This window comes from Acidovorax sp. AC410 (assembly GCF_979253235.1).
In genome coordinates, this window is the sequence record NZ_CEEDCG010000001.1 from 810,038 (window position 1) to 830,485 (window position 20,448).

The 20,448-nt window shown below is 67.6% G+C and carries 17 protein-coding genes; 5 read left to right on the forward strand and 12 right to left on the reverse strand.

Going from position 1 to position 20,448, the window contains the following annotated elements:
• Positions 1-49: 49 nt before the first annotated feature.
• Both AC0IZS_RS03725 and AC0IZS_RS03730 read left to right on the forward strand, forming a co-directional pair.
• The gene (locus tag AC0IZS_RS03725) at positions 50-1,147 is read left to right on the forward strand and encodes an ABC transporter ATP-binding protein (protein ID WP_471634414.1); all 1,098 of its coding nucleotides are present in this window, start codon (positions 50-52) and stop codon (positions 1,145-1,147) included.
• A gap of 224 nt (positions 1,148-1,371) precedes the next feature.
• Positions 1,372-2,004 (forward strand): SiaB family protein kinase, encoded by a 633-nt coding sequence (locus tag AC0IZS_RS03730; protein ID WP_471634415.1) that lies wholly within the window; start codon positions 1,372-1,374, stop codon positions 2,002-2,004.
• Here AC0IZS_RS03730 and AC0IZS_RS03735 read toward each other — a convergent pair.
• From AC0IZS_RS03735 to AC0IZS_RS03745, 3 genes are all read right to left on the reverse strand, one after another.
• Entirely contained in the window at positions 2,001-2,390 is a 390-nt protein-coding gene (locus tag AC0IZS_RS03735) for a thiol-disulfide oxidoreductase DCC family protein (RefSeq protein ID WP_471634416.1), read from the reverse strand. The two genes, AC0IZS_RS03730 and AC0IZS_RS03735, sit on opposite strands and share 4 nt — an antisense overlap.
• A gap of 54 nt (positions 2,391-2,444) precedes the next feature.
• Positions 2,445-3,023, reverse strand: a complete 579-nt coding sequence (locus tag AC0IZS_RS03740; RefSeq protein ID WP_471634417.1) for a DUF4166 domain-containing protein — start codon at positions 3,021-3,023, stop codon at positions 2,445-2,447.
• A 118-nt stretch (positions 3,024-3,141) separates the two neighbouring features.
• Positions 3,142-4,374, reverse strand: a complete 1,233-nt coding sequence (locus AC0IZS_RS03745) for a Yip1 family protein (protein WP_471634418.1) — start codon at positions 4,372-4,374, stop codon at positions 3,142-3,144.
• A gap of 850 nt (positions 4,375-5,224) precedes the next feature.
• On the opposite strand from AC0IZS_RS03745, the gene AC0IZS_RS03750 reads away from it, so the two are divergent.
• Entirely contained in the window at positions 5,225-5,713 is a 489-nt protein-coding gene (locus AC0IZS_RS03750; RefSeq protein ID WP_471634419.1) for a hypothetical protein, read from the forward strand.
• Between the two features lie 50 nt (positions 5,714-5,763).
• Positions 5,764-6,069 (forward strand): hypothetical protein, encoded by a 306-nt coding sequence (locus AC0IZS_RS03755; RefSeq protein WP_471634420.1) that lies wholly within the window; start codon positions 5,764-5,766, stop codon positions 6,067-6,069.
• Positions 6,070-6,085: 16 nt separating this feature from the next.
• Here the strand turns inward: AC0IZS_RS03755 and AC0IZS_RS03760 are convergent, their stop codons facing one another.
• The 7 genes from AC0IZS_RS03760 to AC0IZS_RS03790 form a co-directional block, all read right to left on the reverse strand.
• Positions 6,086-6,631 (reverse strand): hypothetical protein, encoded by a 546-nt coding sequence (locus AC0IZS_RS03760; RefSeq protein ID WP_471634421.1) that lies wholly within the window; start codon positions 6,629-6,631, stop codon positions 6,086-6,088.
• 136 nt (positions 6,632-6,767) lie between these two features.
• A complete protein-coding gene (locus tag AC0IZS_RS03765) occupies positions 6,768-7,505 on the reverse strand; it encodes a lysophospholipid acyltransferase family protein (protein ID WP_471634422.1) in 738 nt (245 codons plus the stop codon).
• Between the two features lie 23 nt (positions 7,506-7,528).
• Positions 7,529-8,827: a dihydroorotase gene (locus AC0IZS_RS03770; protein ID WP_471634423.1), complete on the reverse strand. Its 1,299-nt coding sequence runs from the start codon at positions 8,825-8,827 to the stop codon at positions 7,529-7,531.
• Positions 8,824-9,786: an aspartate carbamoyltransferase catalytic subunit gene (locus AC0IZS_RS03775; RefSeq protein WP_322596220.1), complete on the reverse strand. Its 963-nt coding sequence runs from the start codon at positions 9,784-9,786 to the stop codon at positions 8,824-8,826. The genes AC0IZS_RS03770 and AC0IZS_RS03775 overlap by 4 nt, the downstream gene beginning before the upstream one ends.
• Positions 9,787-9,788: 2 nt before the next feature.
• Positions 9,789-10,337 (reverse strand): bifunctional pyr operon transcriptional regulator/uracil phosphoribosyltransferase PyrR, encoded by a 549-nt coding sequence (gene pyrR / locus AC0IZS_RS03780; protein ID WP_471634424.1) that lies wholly within the window; start codon positions 10,335-10,337, stop codon positions 9,789-9,791.
• Positions 10,334-10,753 carry a Holliday junction resolvase RuvX gene (gene ruvX / locus AC0IZS_RS03785; RefSeq protein ID WP_471634425.1) on the reverse strand — a complete coding sequence of 140 codons (420 nt, stop codon included), beginning with the start codon at positions 10,751-10,753 and terminating at the stop codon, positions 10,334-10,336. The genes pyrR and ruvX overlap by 4 nt, the downstream gene beginning before the upstream one ends.
• A complete protein-coding gene (locus AC0IZS_RS03790) occupies positions 10,750-11,349 on the reverse strand; it encodes a YqgE/AlgH family protein (protein WP_471634426.1) in 600 nt (199 codons plus the stop codon). The genes ruvX and AC0IZS_RS03790 overlap by 4 nt, the downstream gene beginning before the upstream one ends.
• 23 nt (positions 11,350-11,372) lie before the next feature.
• Here AC0IZS_RS03790 and AC0IZS_RS03795 point away from each other — a divergent pair, with 23 nt between their 5' ends.
• The gene (locus AC0IZS_RS03795; protein ID WP_471634427.1) at positions 11,373-12,833 is read left to right on the forward strand and encodes a cryptochrome/photolyase family protein; all 1,461 of its coding nucleotides are present in this window, start codon (positions 11,373-11,375) and stop codon (positions 12,831-12,833) included.
• A gap of 31 nt (positions 12,834-12,864) precedes the next feature.
• On the opposite strand, the gene AC0IZS_RS03800 is transcribed toward AC0IZS_RS03795, so the two are convergent.
• Together AC0IZS_RS03800 and AC0IZS_RS03805 are read right to left on the reverse strand one after the other, a co-directional pair.
• A complete protein-coding gene (locus AC0IZS_RS03800) occupies positions 12,865-14,022 on the reverse strand; it encodes a PilT/PilU family type 4a pilus ATPase (RefSeq protein WP_471634428.1) in 1,158 nt (385 codons plus the stop codon).
• A 97-nt stretch (positions 14,023-14,119) separates the two neighbouring features.
• Entirely contained in the window at positions 14,120-20,419 is a 6,300-nt protein-coding gene (locus AC0IZS_RS03805; protein ID WP_471634429.1) for a hybrid sensor histidine kinase/response regulator, read from the reverse strand.
• Between the last annotated feature and the right edge of the window lie 29 nt (positions 20,420-20,448).

Below are 20,448 nucleotides of genomic sequence, written 5' to 3' on the forward strand. Positions count from 1 at the left end.
TGCAAATGCGAATTTTAAGCATTCGAGCCCATCCACCTAAAATGGAGCCATGTTCCTAGAGGTCTCCCAACTTGAAGTGCGCTATGCCGGCCGCCCCCGCGCCGCCGTGCAGAACGTGTCCCTGGGCCTGCGCGCGGGCGATATCGGCGTGCTAATCGGCCCCTCGGGCTGCGGCAAGACGACCCTGCTGCGCGCCGTGGCCGGGCTCGAACCCGTGTCGGGCGGGCAGATCAGCCTGACGCAGAAGGTGGTCAGCAGCGCCAGCGTGAGCGTGCCGCCCGAGCAGCGGCGCATTGGCATGGTGTTCCAGGACTATGCGCTGTTTCCGCACCTGTCGGTGGGGCGCAACGTGGCCTTCGGCATCCACCACCTGCCGCGTGCCGAGCAGGCGGCGCGCGTGGCCGAGGTGCTGGCGCTGGTGGGCCTTGAGGGCAGCGAGCAGCGCTTTCCGCACGAATTGTCGGGCGGGCAGCAGCAGCGCGTGGCGCTGGCCCGCGCCCTGGCACCGCGCCCGCAGCTGATGCTGCTGGACGAGCCGTTTTCCAACCTCGACGTGGACCTGCGCGAGCGCTTGGCGCACGAGGTGCGCGGCATCTTGAAGGCGGCGGGCGCCACGGCCCTGTTCGTCACGCACGACCAGCTCGAAGCCTTTGCCATCGGCGACGTGATCGGCGTGATGCACGAGGGCCAGTTGCACCAGTGGGACGATGCCTACACCCTGTACCACCGCCCGGCCACGCGCTTCGTGGCGGACTTCATCGGCCATGGCGTCTTCGCCCCCGCCACGCTGGTGCAGCGCGGCGACAACGTGGTGGCGCAGACGCCGGTGGGCGAACTCACCGACCTGGCCGAATGCCCTCTGCCCACCAGCTACCCGGGCGGCGAATGCGATGTGCTGCTGCGCGCCGACGACATCGTGCACGACGACGCAGCCCCGGTGCAGGCGCAGATCGTGCGCAAGTCGTTCCGCGGCTCGGAGTTCTTGTACACCCTGCGCCTGGCAAGTGGACAGACCGTGGTGGCGCATGTGCCCAGCCACCACAACCATGCCGTGGGCGAGTGGATCGGCATCCGCGCCGAAGCGGACCATGTGGTGACCTTCCCGCGCGAGACCCCGGCCGGAATCGAGGCCCCGGCGATGTGGTGACCTTCCCGCGCGAGACCCCGGCCGGAATCGAGGCCCCGGCGGCCTGAGCGGCTGAGCCGCGTCGCCGAAAGCGAAGCGTCACGGCGCCGTCATGCAAGGCGGCAAGAATCGGTTGCAATTTGTAGCATCACCATCGGTTCTTCCCGCATGCCTTTCCTCGACAGGTGCCCGGCCACAGGGGTCCGCGCCTCCCCCGCCCCCCTCTTTTCGCGCGGAGCCGCTGCATGAACGGCCCCGATTTCGAACGCTTCCAAGCCAACGCGCAGGACTGCGGCGTGCTGTTCTACTACGCCGGTGAGTTCACCCCGGCCGTGGTGGCCGCGGCGGCCGACTCGCTCAAGCAGCGCCTGGCCACCGAAGACGCCTCGGGCCCGGCCAAGCGCAAGCTGTTCTCCACCTTCGTGGAGATGGCGCACAACATCCTGCACTATGCGGTGCCGCCCGAGGATGGCAGCGCAGCGCCGCCGGCCGACGCAGCGGAACCCGCCGCCTTCGGCCCCAAGGGTGCCATCGGCGTGGGCAAGGACCTGCCGCCCGGCGAAGGCCAGGCGGCCGAGGCGGCAACCCCCGCCCAGTACTGGATCGTCTGCAGCAATGCCGTGGACGCGGCCCATGTGCCACGCCTGACCGACAAGCTCGACGCCCTGCGCGCCATGAGCCTCGAAGAGATCAAGCAAAGCTACCGGGAGCAACTGCGCAACCCCGACCACAGCGCCACCGACACGCTGAGCAAGGGCGCCGGCCTGGGCCTGTTGACGATTGCGCGCGATGCCAGTGCGCCGCTGGAATACAGCTTTGCACCCAGCCCCGATACCGAGGGCCGCACCGCCCTCTTCCACGTCAAGGCGCGAATCTAATCCAGAAAACGCCCTGCGTGCTCGGGCGCGGGCACCATGCAGACCTCAGAGCGCCCCCAGATGCGGTAGCGGTTGCGCGCCACCCAGCGGTACAGCGCATCGCGCAGCGGCGCCGGCACCAGCCAGCCCACCCAGGCCAGGCGCCACGGCCAGCCCAGGGCATGGAGGATGCGCAGGATGGCGGCGGTGTGCTGCCAGGTGCGACCACCCTGCACCACCAGCAGTGTCTGCAGGCCATCGACCTGCAAGCCCGCCTCGCGCAGCAGGCGCAGGCCCTCGTGCCCCTGGATGGAGGCAAAGCGGATGCGCCCCTGCCGGTCGTGGCGCAGCAGGAACTGCACCCAGCCATTGCACAGCAGGCACTTGGCGTCGAAGACGACGATCATGGGATCCGGGCGTCGAAGACGACAATCATGGTGTCCGCGCGTCGAAGACGACGATCATGCGCACTGGGCGTCGGCAGGCACCTGCAGATGCCCCCGGTAGGCCACCACGCGGCCGATCCAGGGCACGCTGGCCTGCACCTCGAAGTGCAGTTGGTCATCGCCCTGCCCCGTCTCGCGCGCCACGATGGCGGGCTGCAGCCAGCGCGGGCAGGGAACGCCCATGAAACGCATGCGCACCAGGCGCATTTCCAGCCGGCCGCCCTCCACCGCCGCAAGGCCGAACAGCAGCCGCGCCGCGCCCATGTGCTCCTCGACAAAGCCCGGCGCCTCGCGCAGGGTGGAGCGCATGGTGCGGGTGGGGAAGATGCGCGTCCAGACCTCGGTGCCGGGCGTGGCATCGAGCTCGAAGCGGATGGCGCCCTGCCCCGCCTGCTGCGGCGCCCCGAGCCCCCAGGCCAGCAAGCGGCCCAGCAGCGATGCGGGGGCCTGCACCTGCACCTGGCCGTGCAACACCTGCGCCCCCGCCAGGCTGTGAAAACGCGCCACCGGCGACGACAGCCGGTCGAACTCGCCGCCCATCACGCGCTGGTAAAGCGTGGCGGGTGTGGCAGCAGGGGATGCGGTGGAGGTCATGGAGCGGTGCGTCGGCAGGGATGGGGGCCAAAAGCCAGTGTGCGGTCAGTCTACCCGGAGCATTGCAGCGGGCAAAAAAATGCGGGCCGCAGCCCGCCCATGCCCATGAGGGTGTGTCTCAACCTTTTGGCTTGCGCTGCAGGCCTTCCAGGGCATTCAGATCCACCTGCGACAGCATGCCGCGCAGGTCCTGCACGCCCACGCGGTCGCCTTCGATGCCGACCACCAGGCCGTTCTTGAGCACGGTCTTGAACTCGGCGCGGCTGCCGTCCTTGCGGTAGCTCTGGTGCAGGGTGCGGCCGTTTTCCTGCCAGGTCTTCTCGGCGCTGCTCTGGTCTTCCTTCTCGCCCTGGCCCATGCCCATGGCCAGGGCCGCCATCTGGCCCAGGCCGCCGATGTCGATGATCTCGATGCGCACGCGCTTGTCGCCGCTGCCATAAGAGGCGCTGGCCTGGCTGGTGGGCAGGCCCAGGGCCGCGCCGTCCTGCACGTCGAAGCCCGTGCGGGGCAATCCAGGCAGTTGCTCGGGCAGTGCGGCCTTGAGCGACTGGGCCGCCACGGCCTGGCCGCCACCCATCATGCCGGCGGCTGCCGCCACGGCGCCGCTGTTGGCCGCGGCAATGGCGGCGGGGTCCTGGCTCTTCTGGGCCTTTTCCATCTGGCGTGCGGCCTCTTCCATCTTCTTGCTGGCGGCTTCGAGGCCCGCAGTGTCGATGGTGACCTTGCCGCCGGGGGTGTTCACCGAGATCGCAGGGGCATCGGCACCGCTGAACATGGCGCCGCCACGGGGCATGAAGAGCGAACTCACGGCGCCGATGATGACGCCCACCACGATGCCCGCGACGATCACCACGGCCGTGTAGGCGATCGACTTGTCGGGGTTGCTGCGCATCAGCACCGGCAGGCCCAGGTAGACCAGGTAGATGGAGTACAGGGCTGCGACGAAGCCCAGCATGGCCAGGGCCGGCAGCAGGCTGAAGATGCCACCCAGCAGGGCCGCCGTGCTGCCGTAGACCGCGACCTTGAGCGCCTGGATGGAGTTCTTCTGGCCGCCGAAGGTGGGGGCCAGCGCATCGATGATGAGGCCCAGCACGAACACGCCCACCAGGCTCAGCACGTACGAGATCACCATGTTGATCAGGCCCGAGAAGATGGGCACCCGCATGGTGAAGCCGAAGCCGCCAAAGCCGATCAGCGACATGCCGATGAAGCCACAGACCGCAGGGATGATCGCCAGGATCATCAGGTACTGGGTGTACAGCCCCGCCACATCGGCCGGCTCGGACTCGATGGTGGCCCAGGTCTCCTGGGGTTTGAGAAGAATGCTCTTGACGCGTTCGATCAGGTTCATGGTCGTGCCCTCCCGGCAGTGTGAGTGGAGCCTTGCGCCCTCGACATGGGATGCAGGCAGGCTTTCAACTGGTGCGGACGATAAGGCAATTGGGAGCACTTGCACGCAGGTGCACAAACCCATGGCGCCGCAAACGTGGAATATGCACGGTTTCGGGCGGGCAGGCTACTCCGGCTGTCCGGCGCGAGCAGCGATATGCGGCGCGCATGGATAGGCAACCGCACGCGCACGCCGTCTGCACGGCATGGCGCAGACAGGGACTCGATCAGCCCTGCACAGGCGGCGCAGCCACCGGCTCGCGCGGAGTCTCGGAGGGTGATTGGGAGGGCGGCGGCTCCGGCGTCTGGGCCGGGGTTAAGCTGGGCCCGGGCGCAGGGGTCTGCTGCGGCGTGGTGCTGGTCGTTGGCGCCGGAGGCTGGTACGGGGAAGATGCCGGTGGAATGGCTGGCCGCAGCCCGGGCACGATGGCGGGAGTGTTGACTCCTTGGGCCACGGCGGCCACTGAACTTAGCGTCAGCACCATCCAAATGCCCATCTGTCGGATAAATCGCATAGCTGTCTCCTTGGAGGGAGGCCCAGTGTGGCGCGCACTACAGCCAACACAAGTCGGACAACGTCCCATTTGCCCCGAAGATTCCTACCTCTAACCACCATCGCACTGCGAGGGCAGCTCAGGCGGTTAACCGTGGCTTACAGGCATGGGTAAACACCCCGAGCCGAAAGCAGCCCCAGCTCGCCATAGCGCACAGGGCCTCTATGCTCTGGGCGCTCAGCCTGCGCTGAATCGACGAACCGCAAGCCCAAAGGCTGCACGGGGTGTTGGCGCGGCGACGGCGTGGATGAAGTTGGCATGGAAGAGCAGGATTGCGCGGTCGCCTCCGGTGGTCCTTCGGGAAAGACGGCGAGCACTTCCCTGCACCCCGGCTCTCTCATTGTTGTCATTGGACAAGGAAATAACATAAGGGTTCGCATGACAAAAACACAGGCCATGGTCACGGGATTAATCACAGCCGCGATGCTTCCGGCCGCCTACCTAGCGATAGCATTTCCGCTGTCGCCTGACAGCTGGTCTGCCATCGTTGGCTCATTCTTTGTTTTTTTGTACTTTTCCACGGCCGCTACACTGGTTCTTGCGCTTCCACTGCTGCTCCTGCTGCGCAAGTGGGGGTTGATTGCTTGGTGGTCTGCGCTGATCGCTGGCGGACTCGTGGGGGCAGTGGCCCTGTTTTGTACGACCTCCCTACAGAGCGCCAATATTCAAACAACAACACTATATGTTGTGCTGGGGGCGATATCGGGGCTCTCGTTTTGGGCTATTTGGCGGTCGGGAAGGCCTTAGTCCGGTACCGGATTACGTGCCGCGAGCAATCCGCAGACAAGGACCCGAAAATGGAACAACAACACCGCATTCCCGTGGACTTCAACGAGATGTTGGACGCCGATTTGGTACTTCTGTCTCAAACCGACTCACGGCAGGACTCCTCTGGAAAGACGGTGCATTTGAGAGAAGGACTGCTTGTCTACATCTACGAACCCGACGCAAGTGATGACGGGCTGCCCGACAGCCTAATTGCACAGGGAAGAGTAGAAAGAACGCCGGAAGGCGTGGCCTGGGCAAGCGCTGCCAAATGGTGCTGCCGCATTGACGAAAACGGCATCCGTCACGACTCGGATGTTCGCGCCCCCAGAGGCTAGCCGTCTCAGCTCCGTTCTAATCAAAACGAAGTGCCTTGAATGCCACGTTGATTTCCACGTCGAGCCAATCATCGTTGACCTCCAATGGAGGGGGCCTCAAGGGCGCAGTCCGACCTGCCAGAGAACGCACGTAAGACAAATAGTCCTCCGAGAATTTGTTGCCAGCGAAGAAGATCACGGAGCCAGAGCAAATGTTGACATTCCCCTCCGGCCCTGCAAAGAAGACGTAGGAGATTGCGGGGATCAGGCGCAAGCCGCAGTCCCCGGTTCCCATTCCAGAATAAACCTGGGCGGGCGGCGGAACAGCAGATTTGACAAGCTCCAACAGCCTGTAGCGGGCAACGAAGCCTGGCCAGCCCTGAGGCTCTTTCATGTCATCGGTGGCATCCGTCGCGATGACCTGGGCCACAAAGATGAAGCTTGCATTTGCCACGCGTTCCTGCGTTGAAACAGAGCTGATGCAAGAGCATGCACAGGCACCTCCGGCAAGGCCCAGCATCAGGAATGCGAGCACTGCCAGTCGCCGGACGAAAGAAAGGTGGTGGGTGGTGAATAGGCTCAAGAACGAAAGTCTAGCCCGCTGACCTGTCTTACACAACGCCAGTTTGCCAGTCCCCCCACAGCGGCTGCCGAGTCGGGTGGGCGCCTTTCACCAGACGACGATGGGCATAGCCGCGAGGCAGGCACAGCGCCCGCACTCAGCTGCGCCGCAACCGATCCACCGCCCCCTGCAAATCCTGCGTAAACACCCGCCGATCCCGCCCCGCAGGCAACTCCGCCTCGCCATAGTGCACCACGGCCTCGATGGCCGGGGCGCTCAGGGTGCGCCAGATGGAGCCCACCAGGGTTTCGTCGCCGATGTAGCTGGGGGCGAAGCTCAGTTCGCCGGTGGTGCGGTCGACGAAGCGCAGGCCCACGGGCTGCACGGGGGCGTTGGCCACCACGGCGGCCTGGATGAGGTTGGCGTGGAAGGGCAGGATGTCGCGGCCGTCGCCGGTGGTGCCTTCGGGAAACACGGCCAGCACCTCGCCGCGCTCCAGCGACTCCTGCATGGTGCGCACCATGCGCAGGGCGTCACGGCGCGAGGCGCGTTCGATGTACAGGGTGCCGGCGGCAGTCGCCAGGCCGCCGATGAGGGGCCAGGCCTTGACGTCGGACTTGGAGACAAAGCGGCAGTGCCGTGCCGCATGCATCACCGGGATGTCCAGCCAGGAGATATGGTTGGCCACCAGCATGACCGGGCCGGCCACGGGGGGCTGGCCCTGCAGGCGCAGCGAGATGCCGATCTTGGCCAGCAGCTCCATGGACCAGGCCTGCACGCGGGCGTGCTGCTGGTCGGGCGAGAGCGACGGAAAGCGCAGCGCCACGATGGCCATGCCCTTGAGGATATGGCCCAGCATGCGCACGAGGCGCCAGACGGCGCGCAGGGCCTTCATGGCTGGTTCACTGGCTCGCTCGCTCAGCCGCCACGGTCGAAGGCGACCTGGCCGCCGACCAGGGTGGTGCGCACGCGGCCCGGCAGTTCGTAGCCGAGGAAGGGCGTGTGCTTGCCCTGGCTGCGCAGTGCGTCGCCCTGCACCGTCCAGGCGGCGGCGGGGTCGAAGATGCACAGGTCGCCCACGCCGCCTTCGGCGATCTTGCCGACGCTGGCCTGCAGGGTGCCCAGGGCGCTGCCGAGCACGCGTGCGGGCTCGCTGGTGACGACCGCCAGGGCGCGCTGCAGCGGCACACCGCTGTCCTGCGACCACTTGAAGGCCAGGCTCAGCAGCAGCTCCAGGCCAGTGGCGCCGGGCTCGGCCTCGGCGAACGGCAGGGTCTTGGCGTCTTCGTCCACGGGGGTGTGGTCGGACACCAGCACGTCGATGGTGCCGTCGGCCAGGGCGGCGTTCAAGGCGTCGCGGTCGCGCTGCTGGCGCAGCGGGGGCGACAGGCGGGCACGGCTGTCGAAGAAGCCGATGTCCACGTCAGTCAGGTGCAGCGAGTTGATGCTGACGTCGGCCGTGACCTTGAGGCCCTCGGCCTTGGCGCGGCGGATCAGCTCCACGCCAGCGGCGCTGCTGATGCGGCACAGGTGCACGTGCGCGCCGGTGCTGCGCTGCAGCTCGAAGATGGTGTGCAGGGCAATCGTCTCGGCCGCCACGGGCACGCCCGAGAGGCCCAGGCGCGTGGCCAGCGGGCCGCTGGCGGCCACGCCCTTGCCCAGGTGCAGCTCTTGCGGGCGCAGCCACACGGTGTAGCCGAAGGTGGCGGCGTACTGCAGCGCGCGCTGGGTGACCTGGGTGCTGGCCAGCGGCACCTCGGCCTGGCTGAAGCCGACGCAGCCGGACTCGGTGAGTTCGGCCATTTCGGTGAGCACCTCGCCGGCCAGGTTGCGCGTGAGCGCGCCCAGCGGGAACAGGCGGCTCTGGTGCAGTTTTTCGGCGCGGAACTTGAGCATTTCCACCAGGCCGGGCTCGTCGAGCACGGGGTCGGTGTCGGGCGGGCAGACCAGGCTGGTCACGCCGCCGGCCACGGCGGCGGCCATTTCGGATTCGAGCATGCCTTCGTGCTCGTGGCCGGGCTCGCGCAGGCGCGCGGCCAGGTCCACCAGGCCGGGCAGCACGTAGCAGCCGGCGGCGTCGATCACGCGGTTGGGGGCAAAGTCGGGCGGCACGCGGTTGATGCCGACGATGCGGCCCGCCGCCAGCGCGATGCTGCAGGTCTGGTCAAAACCGGATGCGGGGTCGATCACCCGGCCGTTCTGGATCAGTATCTTCATGCTTCATTTCCTGCGACGATGGACATGACGGCCATGCGCACTGCAATGCCAAAAGTGACCTGCGGCAGGATCACGCTTTGCTGGCCGTCGACCACGGCGGAGTCGATCTCCACGCCGCGGTTGATGGGGCCGGGGTGCATGACGATGGCGTCGGGCTTGGCCAGCTGCAGCTTTTCCTGCGTGAGGCCGAAGCTCTTGAAATACTCCTGGCTCGATGGCAGCAGCGCGCCGCTCATGCGCTCGTTCTGCAGGCGCAAGGTGATCACCACGTCGGCGTCCTTGATGCCTTCTTCGAGCGTGTGGCACACGCGCACGCCCATCTGCGCCATGTCGGACGGCACCAGGGTGCGCGGGCCCACCACGCGCACTTCGGCGCAACCCAGGGTGGTCAGGCCGTGGATGTCCGAGCGTGCCACACGCGAGTGCAGCACGTCGCCGACGATGGCCACTGTGAGGTTGCTGAAGTCCTTCTTGTAGTGGCGGATGGTGTACATGTCCAGCAGCCCCTGCGTGGGGTGGGCATGCCGGCCATCGCCCGCGTTGATCACGTGTACGTGGGGGGCTACATGCTGGGCGATGAGGTAGGGCGCGCCCGATTCACTGTGCCGCACCACGAACAAATCGGCCGCCATGGCCGAGAGGTTGGCGATGGTGTCGAGCAGCGATTCGCCCTTGCTGGCCGAGCTGCGCGCGATGTCAAGGTTGATGACGTCGGCCGACAGGCGCTTGGCCGCGATTTCGAAGGTGGTGCGGGTACGGGTGCTGTTCTCGAAGAACAGGTTGAACACACTCTTGCCGCGCAGCAGGGGCACCTTCTTGACCTCGCGGTCGCTGACGCTCACGAAGTTGGCGGCGGTATCTAGGATGTGCGTGACGATGTCGCGCGGCAGCCCTTCGATGGACAGCAGGTGGACCAGCTCGCCATGGCCGTTGAGTTGGGGATTGCGCTTGTGCAGCACGGTCAGGCCTCCCGGGCTTGTTGGACTTGGAATTGGAAAGCACCCTGCTCGTCGCGCGCCAGGGCCAGCGATTGGGTGGCCGGCAGCGCCACGCGGGCGGCGGCAAACTCGGCATGCACCGGCAGCTCGCGCCCGCCGCGGTCCACCAGCACGGCCAGGCGCACGCTGGCGGGACGGCCGTAGTCGAACAGCTCGTTGAGCACGGCACGGATGGTGCGGCCGGTGTACAGCACGTCGTCGAGCACGATGATGTCGGCGCCATTGACGTCGAAGGGCAGCGTGGTCTGCGCGCCGGCCGCCAGGCCGCGCTGGGCGAAGTCGTCGCGGTGCATCACCGACGAGAGCACGCCAGGGGCGCCATCGAGCCCCAGGTCCTTCTGCAGGCGCTCGGCCAGCCAGGCACCGCCCGAGGCGATGCCCGCCAGGTGGGTGCCACCCGGGTTGTTCATCATGCTGCGCACGCCGCGCAGCAGCTCGCGGTACAGGGCCTCGGCGTCGAGCACCAGGCTGCCGCCGGGCGCGCCGGAGGAGGCGTGTGGGGTCGTCGTCATGGAAGATTCCTCAAAAACTGTTCCAGGATGATGCAGGCCGAGGCGGCGTCGGCATCCTTGGCGCCACCGGCAAGGGCTTCGGTGGTGCTGTAGCGCTCGTCCACCTCGAATACCTGCAAGCCGAAGCGGCCGCGCAACTGGCGCCCGAACTTGAGGGCGCGCTCGGTGTTCTCGTGGCGGGCGCCATCGGGGTGGAAGGGCACGCCGATCACCAGGGCGTCGGGCTGCCACTCCTTGATGCGCTGGGCCACCTGCACGAAGCGGGCGTCGCCCTCGGCCTTGATGGTCTCTTGCGGGCTGGCGCTGCGCAGCAGGCGGTTGCCAGTGGCCACGCCCGTGCGCTTGAGGCCGAAATCGAAAGCAAGAAAGGTCTGGAAATGCGCAGGAACGGCCGGCTGAACGGGCAAGCCGGTCATGCGTGCCCCGCCTCGGGCGAGAGCATCCAGGCCTGCAGGCCCAACAGGGCCAGTGCGCGGTCGTAACGCTCGGTCACGGGGGTGTCGAAAATCACCGACAGGTCGGCCGCCACGGTGAGCCAGGCGTTCTCGGCCAGTTCCGATTCGAGCTGGCCCTCGCCCCAGGACGAGTAGCCCAGGGTGATGAGCACGCGGCGCGGGCCGGCGCCGGTGGACAGGGCTTCGAGCACGTCCTTGGAGGTGGTCATCTCCAGGCCGCCGGGGATGGTCATGGTGGAGGCGTAGACCGATTCTTCGGTCTCGGCCCGGTCCATGAGCATGGGTTCGTGCAGCACGAAGCCGCGCTCGGTCTGCACCGGCCCACCCGAGAAGACGGGCGCGGTGCGCAAATCCTCCCGGCGCAGGGACAGGTCGACCTTGTCGAACAGCCCCTTGAGGGTGATGTCGGTGGGCTTGTTGATGATGAGCCCCAGCGCGCCACGCTCGCTGTGCTCGCACAGGTAGACCACACTGCGCGCGAAAGACTCATCCTCCAGACCGGGCATCGCGATCAGGAAGTGATGCGTCAGGTTGATGGGCGCAGAATCGATAGACATATGTGCCAATTTTAACGGTGAACATGGAGCCCTCTTATTCCACCGGTCTCGTCTGGTTCCGGCGTGACCTGCGCGCCACGGACCACGCGGCCCTGTACTACGCGCTGACCGCCTGCCAGAAGGTGCATTGCGCCTTCGTCTTCGATACGGAAATCCTCGATCCACTGCCCAGAAAGGACCGGCGCGTGGAGTTCATCCGCGAGTCGCTGGTCGAGCTGGACAAGCGCCTGCGCACCCTGTCGGGCCACGCCACGGGGGGGCTGATCGTGCTGCACGCGGTGGCCGGTGATGCAATTCCCGCCCTGGCCGAGGAGCTGGGCGTGGACGCGGTGTTCACCAACCACGACGACGAGCCAGAGGCCCTGGCGCGCGACCAGCGCGTGCGCACGCGGCTGGCGGCGGCGCGGCGCGCCTTGCACACCTACAAGGACCACACGGTCTTCGAGCGCGACGAGGTGCTGACCCAGACGGGCAAGCCCTACAGCGTGTTCACGCCCTACAAGAATGCCTGGCTCAAGAAGGTGGATGCCTTCTACCTCAAAAGCTACCCCGTGGAGCGCCACGCGCACCGCCTGGCGCCCCGGCCCCAGGCGCACGCCCATGCCGTGCCGGCACTCCAGGCCCTGGGTTTCGAACCCGCGGGGCTGGCGCTGCCTGCCGGCGAAAGCGGAGCAGAGGCGCTGTTCGCGGATTTCCGGCAGCGCATCGGTCGCTACGAGGATGCGCGCAATTTTCCGGCCGTGAAGGGGCCGAGCTACCTGAGCATACACCTGCGCTTTGGCACCATCTCGCCGCGCCTGCTGGCGCGCACGGCGCATGGCCTGGCCGCCAAGGGCAACGCGGGCGCCGCCACTTGGCTCAGCGAGCTGGTCTGGCGCGATTTCTACCACCAGATCCTGGCGCACCACCCGCAGGTGGTGGAGTACAGCTTCAAGCCGGCCTATGACGCTATTCGCTGGGAGAGCGGCCCCCAGGCCCAAGATCTGTTCGCGGCCTGGTGCGAGGGCCGCACCGGCTACCCGCTGGTGGATGCGGCCATGGCCCAGATCAACCAGACGGGCTACATGCACAACCGCCTGCGCATGGTGGTGGCGAGCTTTCTGGTGAAGGACCTGGGTATCGACTGGCGCTGGGGGGAGGCGTACTTTGCCACCCACCTCAACGACTTCGACCTGGCGGCCAACAACGGCGGCTGGCAGTGGGCCAGCTCCAGCGGCTGCGATGCACAGCCCTACTTTCGCATCTTCAACCCGGTGAGCCAGAGCGAGAAGTTCGATGCCAAGGGCCAGTTCATCCGCAAGTACCTGCCGCAACTGGCCGGCCTGCCCGATGCGGCCCTGCACGCCCCGTGGAAGGCCAGGCCGCTGGAGCTGCAGGAGGCGGGCGTGGTGCTGGGCAGCACCTACCCGCACCCCATCGTGGACCACGACGTGGCGCGCCAGCGCACGCTGGAACGCTATGCCGTGGTGAAGACGGCGGCGTGAGGGCGCTGCCACCCCGATGGGGTGGCGCCTGTCAGAACCGCGAAATCGGGTCGCGCGGTTTTTCGGCCATCTGCATGCCGCCATCGTCGATGGCCAGGCTGTTGCCAGACGCCAGGCGCAGGCGCAGGGTCACGTCGGTGCGGTTGTCGGCATTGGCCACCGCCTCGGCCGGGGTGATGGTGCCGGCCTCCACCAGGGCCAGCAGCGACTGGTCGAAGCTGCCCATGCCCTGCTCTGTGCCGCGGATGATGGCGGTCTTGAGCTCATCGACCTGACCCTTCTGGATCAGGTCGGCCACGAAGGGGGTGAGCAGCATGACCTCGGTGGCGGGCACGAGGGTGCCCTTGACGCTCTTGATCAGGCGCTGCGCGACGACGGCCTTCAAGCTCAGCGACAGGTCCATCAACAGTTGCTGGTGGGCCGTCTCGGGGAAGAAGTTCAGGATGCGCTGCACCGACTGGCTGGCATTGTGCGCATGCAGGGTGGACACGCACAGGTGGCCCGACTGCGCGTAGTGCAGGGCGTGCTGCATGGTGGCGCGGTCGCGGATTTCGCCGATCAGGATCACGCTGGGCGCCTCGCGCATGGCGCGGCGCAGGGCCTCGTCGTAGGACAGGGTGTCGAGCCCCACCTCGCGCTGGGTCACCAGGGATTTCTTGTGGTTGTGCAGGTACTCGATCGGGTCCTCGATGGTGAGGATGTGCCCGTTGGCGTGCTCGTTGCGGTGGTCCAGCATGGCCGCCAGCGTGGTGGTCTTGCCCGAACCGGCCGCGCCCACGGTGAGGATCAGCCCGCCGTTCAGGAACGCCAGCTGCTTGAGCACCGGCGGCAGGCCCAGTTGGTCGAGCTGCGGAATGTTGGAGACCACGTGCCGCACCACGATGCCGACCTGGCCGCGCTGCATATGGATGTTGAAGCGAAAGCGCTCGCCATCGGGCGTGGTGTACGAAAGGTCGCACTCCATTGTGGCCTCGAACTCCTCGCGCTGCGCCTTGCGCATCACCGAGTAGGCCATCATGCGGATGTCGTCGGGGCCCATCACCTGGCGCGAGATGGGCACGTACAACCCTTGGCGCTTGACCGTGGGCGAAGCGCCCGCAAGCAGGAACAGGTCGGACGCGCCTTCGCGCGCCACCAAGGCCAGGCAGGCCAGCAGCCGGCTGTCGCCGGCAGGTGAAGTCGACTCCATCGGTACCTCTGGTCAGGCAGACAGACACAAAAACGCCGCAAGTCCCCACAAACACTAACGCCTGCACCGGTGAAGGATGCAGGCGTCGGATGGTTTGTCAGGCCTCTGCGGCAGCGGCGATGCGGGCGTAGTGCTGGATCAGGCTGAGCAGCTCTTCGTCCGAATACGGTTTGCCCAGGTAGTGGTTCACCCCGAGCTCCATCGCATGCTCACGGTGCTTCTCGGCGATCCGCGAGGTGATCATGATGATGGGCAGGTCGCGCAGGGCGCCGTCGGCGCGGATGTTGCGCGCCAGGTCGAAGCCGTCCATGCGGGGCATTTCGATGTCCGACAGCACCACCGTGGGGCGTTCCTCCTGCAGGCGCTCCAGCGCTTGCAGGCCATCCGCCGCCAGGGCCACGCGATAACCTTCGCGCTGCAGCAGGCGCTGCGTGACGCGGCGCACGGTGATGGAGTCGTCCACCACCAGGATCAGCGGCACCTGGCTGATGCCCGATGGCAGCGGCGCAACGCCCGCCCCACCCGCCTCGACCCGGTCGGTGACCATGGGCAGGTTTTCGCTGGCGGCACGCACCTGGTCGCCGTACACGGTGGACAGGGCCACCGGGTTGTAGATCAGCACCACGGCACCCGAGGCCAGCACGGACATGCCGGCCAGGCCAGGCAGGCGCGACAGCTGCGGCCCGAGGTTCTTCACCACGACTTCCTGGTTGCCCAGCACTTCGTCCACGTGCATGGCGATGCGCTGCGAAGCGCTGCGGAAGACCACCACGGGGCGGGTCTTGCCGACCGATTCATGGCTGCGGGCCGAGGCCTGCAGCAGCGCACCCGCCCAGAAGAAGGGCAGTTGCTCCAGGCCATCGTCGAAATGGCCGGCCTTGTAGGCTTCCTGCAGGTCGGCCACCGAGGTGCGGCGCACGATTTCCACCAGGTTGGCAGGCACGCCGATGGACAGGTCACCGGCACGCAGCATCACCACCTGCGTCACGGCCGTGGTCAGCGGCAGGACCATGCGGAAGGCGGCGCCCTTGCCGGTTTCGGTCGTGGTCTCGATGCGACCACCCAGCGCGTTGATCTCGGAGCGCACCACGTCCATGCCGATGCCCCGGCCGGCCAGGCCCGTGACTTCGCTGGCGGTACTGAAACCGGGCGTGAAGATCAGGTTGGCGGCGTCGGCATCGCTCAGGTCCAGGCCCGGCTCGATCAGGCCCTGGGCCACGGCTTTCTCGCGGATGCGCGGCAGGTTCAGGCCGGCGCCGTCATCGCGGAACTCCACCGACACGTCGTTGCCTTCGTGGTGCAGGTCCACCGTGATGGTGCCCGAGGCGGGCTTGCCAGCGGCCACGCGGGCTTCGGGGTTCTCGATGCCGTGGGCCACGCAGTTGCGCAGCAAGTGCTCGAAGGCGGGGGTCATGCGGTCCAGCACGCCACGGTCCATTTCAATGGAGCCGCCGGTGATATCAAGCTTGATCTGCTTGCCGGTTTCCTTGGAGGCCTGGCGCACCACGGCGTACAGGCGCTCGGCGATGCCTTCGAACTCCACCATGCGGGTGCGCAGCAGGTCGCGCTGCAGTTCGCGCGCCTGGCGGCCCTGGGCGATCAGGTCGTCTTCGGCGCCTTCCATGGTGCGCTGCAGGTTGCGCTGCACGGTGGCCACGTCGTTGACCGACTCGGCCATCATGCGCGTCAGTTCCTGCACACGGGTGAAGCGGTCGAACTCCAGCGGGTCGAAGCCGGCGGCCGAGTCCTTGGACAGGGCCAGGCGCGACTGCATCTGCGATTCGGCCTGCACCTCGATGTCGCGCAGTTGCAGGCGCAGGCGGTCCAGGTTGCCCGACAGGTCGGTCAGCGAGGAGCGGAACTGGCCCAGGCGCACGTCCAGGCGCGAGCGGCTGATCATCACCTCCCCGGCCTGGTTGACCAGGCGGTCCAGCAGCTGGGCACGCACGCGCACCGACTGGTTGGCCGCCACGCGCAGCGGGGCCAGTTGCGACGGGCCGGCCATGCGGGCGGCAGGCGCCACAGTGGCAGCGGCAGGCCGTTGTTCCGGCGTGCCGGTTGCAGCGGCCGCAGGGGTGGCGGGTGCTGCGGCGGCAGTTGCCGCTGCGGCTGGCGCGGGCGCAGCCACCGGCAGTGCGACGACGGCGTCGGCCGGGCCCTGGGTACCGATGGCGCTCAGGGCGGCGAAGTTGGCTTGCAGGCCGTCGAAGTTGGCTTGCAGCGGCTCGATCTCGGCGCTGGTGACGGTTTCCACATCGAGCTGCTCGATGGCGGATTCCAGGCGGTGGGCCATTTCACCCAGGCGCATGGCACCGGCCAGGCGCGAGCTGCCCTTGAGCGTGTGCAGGGCGCGCAGCACCTCGCTGCGGGCACCCAGGTTGTCGGGGCGCGAGGCCCACTGGCGCAGGGCACCGCCGAGCTGGGGCAGCAGTTCCTGGGCCTCTTCCTCGAAGATCGGGAAGAGGTCGGGATCGATCACGTCGATGGCGTCGATGTCGTCATCGATGTCGGAAGACAGCTCCACGGCGCGGGCGATGGCATCGTCCACATCCTGTTCATGCTCGTAGCCCTGGTCATCGTGCACCACGGGCGACAGCGCGGGCGCCACATGGCCCGTGGGCACCACCACCGGGGCCACGAACGCTTCGGGCTCAGGCTCGGGCTCGGGTTGGGGCTCTGGTTCAGGCTCTGCCACCGCCTGGACTTCCACCTCGTCCTCATCTTCGGGCGAGAGGGTGTTGTCCACCTCGGTCTGCAGGATCAGGCGCAGCGCTTCCAGCACGTCCTGGCTGGGCTCCTTGAGGAAGCCGGCGGCGAACTGGTGCAGCAGGCGGCGGATGTCTTCCGCCGAATCCATGAAGACCTGGGCCTGTTCCTTGGTACCGCGGGTCTGCAACTGCACGTGCTGCAGCGCATGCTCGAGCACGCGCGACAGTTCGGACAGCGCCGTGAAGCCCACCGTGGCGGAGCTGCCCGCCAGCGAGTGCGCCAGGGCCACGGCCGTGTCCGGCAAGGGCTCGTGCAGTTCCAGCGACCATTCCTGCAGGCAGGTAACGAGGCGGCGCGACCATTCGTCGGCTTCGTTCAGGTAGACGTTGTACAGCGGAATGCCGATGCGCAGCGTCTCGATGACCTTGACGGCCTCGTCGAACGAGGCCTCTTCGACCACGGGCGCGGCAGCGACGGCTGGCACCACGGGGCTTGCCGCGACCTCTGGCAACACTGCGGGCAGCACCTCGGGGAGAACTTCCGGCAAGGCTTCGGGCTCCACGGGCTCGGCAGCGGCGGCTGGCGCCTGCAGTTCCTCGGGCTCGGGGGCAAAGGCCAGCAGGGCTTCGGGCTCGGGCACCGCCTCGGGCTGTGCGGGGGCCGGGGCGCCGGCATCCAGCAACTGGTCGTCGAGTGCGAATTCGAACGGTGTGTCGGACACCGCCTGCACCACCGGCTCGGGCACGGGGGCCGGCGCGGGCTCGGCGGCGATCTCGAAGGTGTCCAGCAGCGGCAGGTCGAAGTCCACCGCAGTGGCGGCAAGCGGCTCGACCGCAACGGGGGGCTCGATGGCCGGCGGCGCTTCGGGGCTGTCGGGCACCTGGGCGACGGCTTCGGCAAACACCGCGAAATCGATCTCCTCGGTGACCGTGGAGCTGGTATCGGGCACTTCTCTGGGCGCTTCGAGCGCGACGATCTCGGGCTCGAGGGCGTCTTCCGGGACTTCGGTGGACACGAAGTCGGCGTGGACGATTTCCTCGTCTTCCTGCGGCAGTGCTTCGGGCACGGCGGACACATCGATCGGTTCCGGCACGGGCGCGAAGTCCTCCACCGGCTGGGGCTCGGCTTCGGGCAGCGCGGCGGGTACCTCAGCCACGGTGTCGGCAGGCACCTCGATCAGGGAGGCGACCTCGGCAGCAGCCGGTTCGGCGGCGCCCGAGGTCAGGGGCAGCAGGGTGCCGTCCTGGCGCATGGCTTCCGCGGCCTTGCGGAAGGCCTCGGGTTGCCAGTGCGTCGGGCTGCCCGAGGCCAGGCTGTCGGCCCAGTCGCCAAAGGCGTGCAGGGTGTCGGTGGACAGTTGCAGCAGCGAGGGCTGCATGGGCTTTTGCTCGGCCAGCCAGGCATTGAGCACCTGCTCCATCGACCAGGCGGCTTCGCCGAAGTCGTTGAGGCCGACCATGCGCGAGCTGCCCTTCAAGGTGTGGAAGGCTCGGCGCAGCGTGGTCTGCTCGCTCAGTTCACCCGGCTCGTTGCGCAGGGTGGCGATGGCTGCCAGACCGGTGGTGACGACTTCGCGCGCTTCCTCCAGGAAGATTTCGAGCAGTTCGTCTTCAACTTCCACCGGGGGGCGCACCACGGGGGCCGGCAAGGCGGCGGCTGGCGCCGGGGCTGGCACGGGTGATGGAGCAGGCGCAGCACCCAGGTGGCCAAAGCCGATGTCGGGAGCCATTTGCTCCACCGGTGCCGGGGCGGGTGCGGGCTCGGCAAATTCGCCGGGCAGGGGCGAGAAATCGGTGGGGGCACTCTCGGGCTCTTCGACCGGGAAGCGGGGCACGACGTCGGGCAGCGGAATCGCTGCGCGCTCTTCGAGTTTGGCGGGCGTGGCCTCCGGGGTGTTGTCCGTGACACGCGAGCGCGTGCGGACCGTGAGGATGCGCAGTTCGCCCAGTTCCTCGTCATAGACGAAGAGCTTGCGCGCCATGGCACGCTGGTAGCTCAGCATGTCGATCAGGAAGCCCAGGGCCCCCATGCTGCTGCCCAGCTTTTCGAAGGCGGGCTGGCGCTCTTCCTCGGGGATGTCGTTGATCAGCAGGCGGTCGACGGTGTCGCGCATGCGCACCACGGCCAGCGAGGCCTGGTCCAGGCCCAGCACGGACAGCACGCCACGCATCTGCGCCAGGTGCCCGGGCACCGGGGCCAGCACCGTCGCATCCTTGGGGTTGCGGAAGAACAGGTCCAGTGATTTCTCGGCCTCGGCCAGGGTCGCGCGCAGTTCGTCCACCACACTGCCCATGGTCTGGTTGTCGCTGACACGGCGGTACAGCTCTTCCATCCAGCCTTCCAGGGGCTCGGGTTCGGCACCGGCGCCCACGGCTTCGAGCCGCTCGGACAGGCGGGCAGCGCGTTCGGCCATCTGGTCCTCGGCCGCGTCGAGCTCTTCGAATGCGGCCTGCAGGTACAGCACGGAGGTGGCCACTTCCATGGCCAGCGCGGCCGATGGCGGCTCGCCGGACTTGGTGGTGGATTCCATCACGTGCGTGAGCGCCGTGGCCAGCTTCTCGCTGCCAGGGCTGAGCTTGCGCAGCGAATCGCAGACCAGGCTGAACTGGTCGGCGGCGGGCTTGATCTTGTTGCGGTCACCGCCGGCCAGGGCCGACCAGGTTTCGGTGGCGGCAGCAATGCGCTTTCGGGCCTGGGCCAACACAGCGGGGTCGAACCGGCCAAAGCGCGCGGTGTCGTAGTCCACGGGCTTGAAGCGGTCCAGGCTGAAGGCATGGCGCACCGTCATCAGCGCGGGGAATTTGGCGGCCGCGCCCGCGGGCACGGTGGTCTGCGAGCAGAAGAACAGCAGATCCTGGACCAGGCGGTCGGCGATGGTGTTGTCGCCCTTGGCCAGGGTGGCGTACTGCATGAGCACGCGCGAGGCCACGCGCTTCACATACACGTCCGCTGGCAGCAGGCCGCCGGCAAAGGACTCGAAGAAGGCGGCGCAGATCTTCCAGAACGCGCGCGATTGCCGGTCTTGCTGGGCGGCGACGAAACCCAGGCAGGTTTCATACATGGCACGGGCGGCCTTGAGGTCGCCCGTCTTGACGATGCGCAGCACGGCCGCGTCCAGTTGCCCGCGCGCCTGGGGGCCGTAAGGCAGGGGTTCGGCGGCAATGGTGACTTCGGGTTCGCGAAAGCGCCGCTCCACGGGCCACAGGTCGGCCGGGTGGACACGCTCGGCACCGGCCAGGGCCTGCGCGTCACGGTACTGGGGAAACAGCGCAACGGGCGAGACGGACTTGCCGGCCAGCACGCTTTCCAGGTATTCGATCAGGCCGAAGCTGGCCTTCTCGATGGTGCTGGTGGCGTCGTCGGTACACAGCTCGGGGCGCTGCACGAAGCGCTGCACCGCAGCCTCCATGGCACGCAGCACGAGCGCTGGCGGGCCCATGCCCACCATTTCGAGGGCACCGCTGGCCTGGTGCAGTTGCTGCCGTGCGATGCGCAGGGCACCGGCGTCGAGCGCGGCCAGGTCGGATTCGCTCGCGGTTTCCACGTCGCGCACGAAGCGGCGCATCGACTTGACGGCCCCGCCCAGGGATTTGCGCAGTTCGTCGAGCACCCAAGCCAAAGGACCCAGGTCCTGATCTCCCTGGGTCCAGTCTGCGGCCGGTGCATTTTTGACATCAATAGATGGCATGGGTTCGTCCCCGGCTGCAATGAGCCAGC

Excerpts from the sequence above, each read along its gene's own strand:
- AC0IZS_RS03725 (WP_471634414.1), top strand. The coding sequence starts at position 50 with ATGTTCCTAGAGGTCTCCCAACTTGAAGTGCGCTATGCCGGCCGCCCC.
- AC0IZS_RS03730 (WP_471634415.1), top strand. The coding sequence starts at position 1,372 with ATGAACGGCCCCGATTTCGAACGCTTCCAAGCCAACGCGCAGGACTGC.
- AC0IZS_RS03735 (WP_471634416.1), bottom strand. The coding sequence starts at position 2,390 with ATGATCGTCGTCTTCGACGCCAAGTGCCTGCTGTGCAATGGCTGGGTG.
- AC0IZS_RS03740 (WP_471634417.1), bottom strand. The coding sequence starts at position 3,023 with ATGACCTCCACCGCATCCCCTGCTGCCACACCCGCCACGCTTTACCAG.
- AC0IZS_RS03745 (WP_471634418.1), bottom strand. The coding sequence starts at position 4,374 with ATGAACCTGATCGAACGCGTCAAGAGCATTCTTCTCAAACCCCAGGAG.
- AC0IZS_RS03750 (WP_471634419.1), top strand. The coding sequence starts at position 5,225 with ATGGAAGAGCAGGATTGCGCGGTCGCCTCCGGTGGTCCTTCGGGAAAG.
- AC0IZS_RS03755 (WP_471634420.1), top strand. The coding sequence starts at position 5,764 with ATGGAACAACAACACCGCATTCCCGTGGACTTCAACGAGATGTTGGAC.
- AC0IZS_RS03765 (WP_471634422.1), bottom strand. The coding sequence starts at position 7,505 with ATGAAGGCCCTGCGCGCCGTCTGGCGCCTCGTGCGCATGCTGGGCCAT.
- AC0IZS_RS03770 (WP_471634423.1), bottom strand. The coding sequence starts at position 8,827 with ATGAAGATACTGATCCAGAACGGCCGGGTGATCGACCCCGCATCCGGT.
- pyrR (WP_471634424.1), bottom strand. The coding sequence starts at position 10,337 with ATGACGACGACCCCACACGCCTCCTCCGGCGCGCCCGGCGGCAGCCTG.
- ruvX (WP_471634425.1), bottom strand. The coding sequence starts at position 10,753 with ATGACCGGCTTGCCCGTTCAGCCGGCCGTTCCTGCGCATTTCCAGACC.
- AC0IZS_RS03790 (WP_471634426.1), bottom strand. The coding sequence starts at position 11,349 with ATGTCTATCGATTCTGCGCCCATCAACCTGACGCATCACTTCCTGATC.
- AC0IZS_RS03795 (WP_471634427.1), top strand. The coding sequence starts at position 11,373 with ATGGAGCCCTCTTATTCCACCGGTCTCGTCTGGTTCCGGCGTGACCTG.
- AC0IZS_RS03800 (WP_471634428.1), bottom strand. The coding sequence starts at position 14,022 with ATGGAGTCGACTTCACCTGCCGGCGACAGCCGGCTGCTGGCCTGCCTG.
- AC0IZS_RS03805 (WP_471634429.1), bottom strand. The coding sequence starts at position 20,419 with ATGCCATCTATTGATGTCAAAAATGCACCGGCCGCAGACTGGACCCAG.